This is a genomic window from Pseudonocardia sp., from assembly GCF_025965585.1.
Taxonomy (GTDB): Bacteria; Actinomycetota; Actinomycetes; order Mycobacteriales; family Pseudonocardiaceae; genus Pseudonocardia.
Genome location: NZ_JAOPWR010000360.1, coordinates 1 through 3,442, shown reverse-complemented (window position 1 = coordinate 3,442; position 3,442 = coordinate 1). Strand labels below are relative to the sequence as shown.

At 73.6% G+C, this 3,442-nt stretch carries 3 protein-coding genes and 1 pseudogene; all 4 read right to left on the bottom strand.

The genetic code is table 11. The annotated features are described in order from the left end of the window. Positions 1-719: 719 nt before the first annotated feature. On the bottom strand, positions 720-1,460 hold the full coding sequence (locus tag JWR81_RS22025) for a hypothetical protein (RefSeq protein ID WP_297656200.1): 741 nt from the start codon (positions 1,458-1,460) through the stop codon (positions 720-722). Between the two features lie 71 nt (positions 1,461-1,531). Beyond that, positions 1,532-2,374, bottom strand: coding sequence for a hypothetical protein (locus tag JWR81_RS22020; protein ID WP_297656197.1), 843 nt, complete (start codon positions 2,372-2,374; stop codon positions 1,532-1,534). Further along, complete coding sequence (locus tag JWR81_RS22015; protein WP_297656194.1) at positions 2,371-2,784, bottom strand: hypothetical protein; 414 nt, start codon at positions 2,782-2,784, stop codon at positions 2,371-2,373. Before JWR81_RS22015 ends, JWR81_RS22020 begins: the two co-directional genes overlap by 4 nt. Next, a pseudogene (locus tag JWR81_RS22010) lies at positions 2,781-3,442 on the bottom strand (hypothetical protein); the annotation flags it as partial. The pseudogene JWR81_RS22010 and the gene JWR81_RS22015, both read right to left, overlap by 4 nt.

Sequence of the window (3,442 nt, the reverse complement as noted above, 5' to 3'; positions counted from 1 at the left end):
TCGTTGTTTGTGCCGTTGTCCGCATCGTCTTTGGTCGTTGTTTGTGCCGTTGTCCTTCGTTCTGGTTGTTGATCTCTACTTGCTCTTGTCCGTGATCTGTTGATCTTGCTTCGGAACGTCGGTTCGGGTCCTCGTGTGTTTGCTGTCTCGACTGTTTGCCTCGTGCTCGAGATCGTTCGAGATCGGTGGCGCAGGTGCAGGTCGTTGCGCCGGTGAGGGCGGATGGCCGTGCGCGCGGAGCGCGGCACGGACGGCGGCGGAGCTCACGCGCAGCAGAGATCCGATCCCGCGGACGCTCGCTCCGGCCCGGTGGAGCCGCGCCACACGCTCGACGTCCAACCCGATCGAGACGCGTGCTGCCCTTCCCTCGGCGGTGGCGCGCTGGTGACAGGAACGGCAGCGGGGCCAGTAGCGGGCGGGGTCGACGCTGTAGCGGCACCCGCGGCCGGGGTCGCGGCGCTCGTCGGGGTCGGTGCCGTCGTAGGACCAGACCACCGCCGCCGCGCCGCACTCCGCGCAGCGGTGCTCGGCCGCCGAGCCTCGCGCGGCCCGGACCCGTCGGTGCGACGCCCAGTAACCCGTTCCGCGCGGCGTCCGCTGGATGACAGGAACGTCGGCGCGGGGGTCGCCGTGACGCTGCCATCGCACGTAGTGGGGGCGGCAGTACCCGTGCGCGTGGTGCGGCCGGCCGCAACCGGACAGGGTGCACGCCGGGCGGGTCACCGCTGGCTCCGGTAGAGCGCCTGGAAGTACGCGTTGCCCTCGGCGATCTGCTCCGGGGTCGGCTCGGGCCGGACGCCGTGGCCCGCCCAGGCGGCAGCGATCGCGGCGGCGTGGGCCGCCAACGGGGCCGCCGCGGCGGGCTGGCCGTGCGGCTTGGTCGGCGAGTGCAGCGACAGGTCGCACTTGGCGACGGTGTCGCGGATGCGCTTGACGACGGCGGGGCGTTGGCGGTCGTGCCAGTCCCCCACGCGCAGCCACGAGCCGTCCTTGGGGTGGTAGGCGTCCGCGTGGGCCCCGCGGAGCCACCAGAGCTCCTCGATGACGTGCGGGTGCCACAGCCAGCATGCCGACAGCTCGGTATTCGGATAGCGCAGGTAGACCCGGTCGAGCCAGTCGATGAGGCCGGCGAGATCCGCCACGGCCTGCTCGGGATCGGCGGCCAACATCCATGACCGCACCACCGCCGGCCCGCCCTCGCCGCCGCCGTCGGGCTCGTTGTCCGCGGGCTCGTCGTCGGATCGGACGGTCACGTCCGGTGGGCGCTGCGCGGTCACGACGCCAACGAGGCGGGCGAGATCGGCGGCGAGCTGGGTGACGTGGCTGTCGAGGCCGTCGACCTTGCGGCGGGTGCGGTCGAACGCGCGTGCCATCGCCAGAACCCGCGGATCAGGCCCGCCCGCCGGTTCGCCCGGTGCGCCCTGGGCGGTGCCGGGTGGGGTGGTGTCGGTCTCGGTCATCGGGTGCCTCCCGGGTGGGTATCGGTGGAGCGACGCTTCGGGCCGGTGCTGTCGGGTTGGGGCATCGGCGATCAGCCCCGACCCAGATCGAGCGACGCGCCGTCGAACGACTCGGCGGTGGCCGTGCCGTCGTGGACGGTCTGATCGTCGGCGTGCCAGCGGGCGAGCTGCTCCCGCCGGTCCTGTTCCGGGATCACCACGTGCCCGCCGTCGGGACGTCCCTGAGCAGCGGCAGGGCGGGAGCCGTCGGTTTCTGGCCGGCTGGCTTCGGAGGGCACGGGATCCACCACGGCCTCATCGCGCTCGACGCCGTCATCGTCGACGGGGTGAGCGAACGGTTCCGGCACCCCGGCGCGATCGGTCCATTGAGTGATCAGCCGCTGCACCTGTTCGGCTTCGCGGGGGTGGTGCTCGGGGTCCAGGGCTGCGGCCTGCTCGTTCCAGTACTGCGCGTAGCCGCCGGCGCGGTCGCGGGCCTGCGCCAGGGTCTGCCCGTTCCCGTCGTGGACCCACGCAAACTGCTCGGCGATCGCGGCGACGTCGTGCCCGTCGAGGCCCCACTGGTAGACCGGGACCCCGACCGCGCGGGAGGTCTCATGCAGGTACTCGGCGACCATCGCCTTCGCGCTGGCAGGGTCGTGGCCCAGTTCGGTCAGCCGCTGCGCGGCTTCGGCACGGGTGATGGTGGCCTCGACGGAGCTCGGGCCGTGTTCGGCGCGCAGGTCTCCGATCCGCTCCGCGGGGGCGTCGGTGATGCGGGCGATCAGGGCGTCCTTGTCGGCGAGGAACGCCGCCCGCTCGTCCGGGTCGACGTCGCGGCCGCGGGCGGAGATGTCCCGCAGGCGAGCGGTCAGGGCGGCGATCTCCCGCACCGTCGGCGCGACCGGGCGGGTCGGATCTGCGGGGCTGGTCATGCTGCACCTCCAGTGGGTGTGCGCGGACTGGCGACGGCCGACGCGGACGGAGAGATGGGCACGACCGTCAGCGCCCGGGCGGGACGGCGGATTGGGGCGGGCGGAACCGGGGCGTCGTCACCCGGTCCCACCCGCGTCCGGGATGCACCGCCCGACGGGCGGGATGCGTACCGGGTGCCGTCGACGTCGGCGAGCCGGCGGCGGATCCGCAGCTCCCGCCGCACCACCGCCATCCCCAGTGCGACGGCTAGACCGGCGATCAGGACGGCACCGACCGTCGCGTCGACGCCGGGCACGACGCTGCCGGCCACGCCTACACCGCATAGCCCGACGACGGCGGTGATGATCAGCCGATACTCGGTACCGCGGTGGCTGGAGCTCCAGCTCAGGTCGCGCCCTCGCTCAGTCATCGCGCGTCTCCCTGCGGGTCCTCGTTCTCGAGGTCCTGGTCGTCGGGCTCGCGCTTGTCGTGCTGGTCATGCGCGCGGGGGCGCTCCCACGGGGACGGGAACGGGATCACCGCGGCGCCGCTCACCGGCGGTGGCCCGGCAGGGGCTCCGGTGCCTGGCACGTCGGGCCGGGTGCCGGTGTCGACGACCTCGCCGGGCACGACCTGCGGGTTGAGGTAACCCGCCGGGCCGCCGTACCCGGTGATCCGCACCCGCACCGCGGTGAACCGCGCGCCGCACCACCCGACGGCGGCACGGCAACGGGCTCCGGTCCACGCCCGCGCGGGCCGGGTCCGGCACGCGACCCACGCGGCGGCACGATGGATCTGGCGGGCACGCCACGCCCGAGCCCGGACGGTGAGCGCAGCGGGATGGTGGAACGCGTGCACATCGCGGCGACGCCACGCCTGCTCCGCACGGCCGACGACCGGCGGCATGTCGCGCCGGAAGACCACCACCCTCCCGGCCGGCAGGTTCGCCAGCTGCGACGGCGCCAGCACCGGCACCCGGCGGGTTGTACGGGAGGCGACCAGGCCGTGCAGATCGGTCGTGGTGATCGGCTCCTCCCGATCCCCCGCCAGCGTCGACCAGTAGTTCAGGTCGTCGCGGTCCCCGGTGC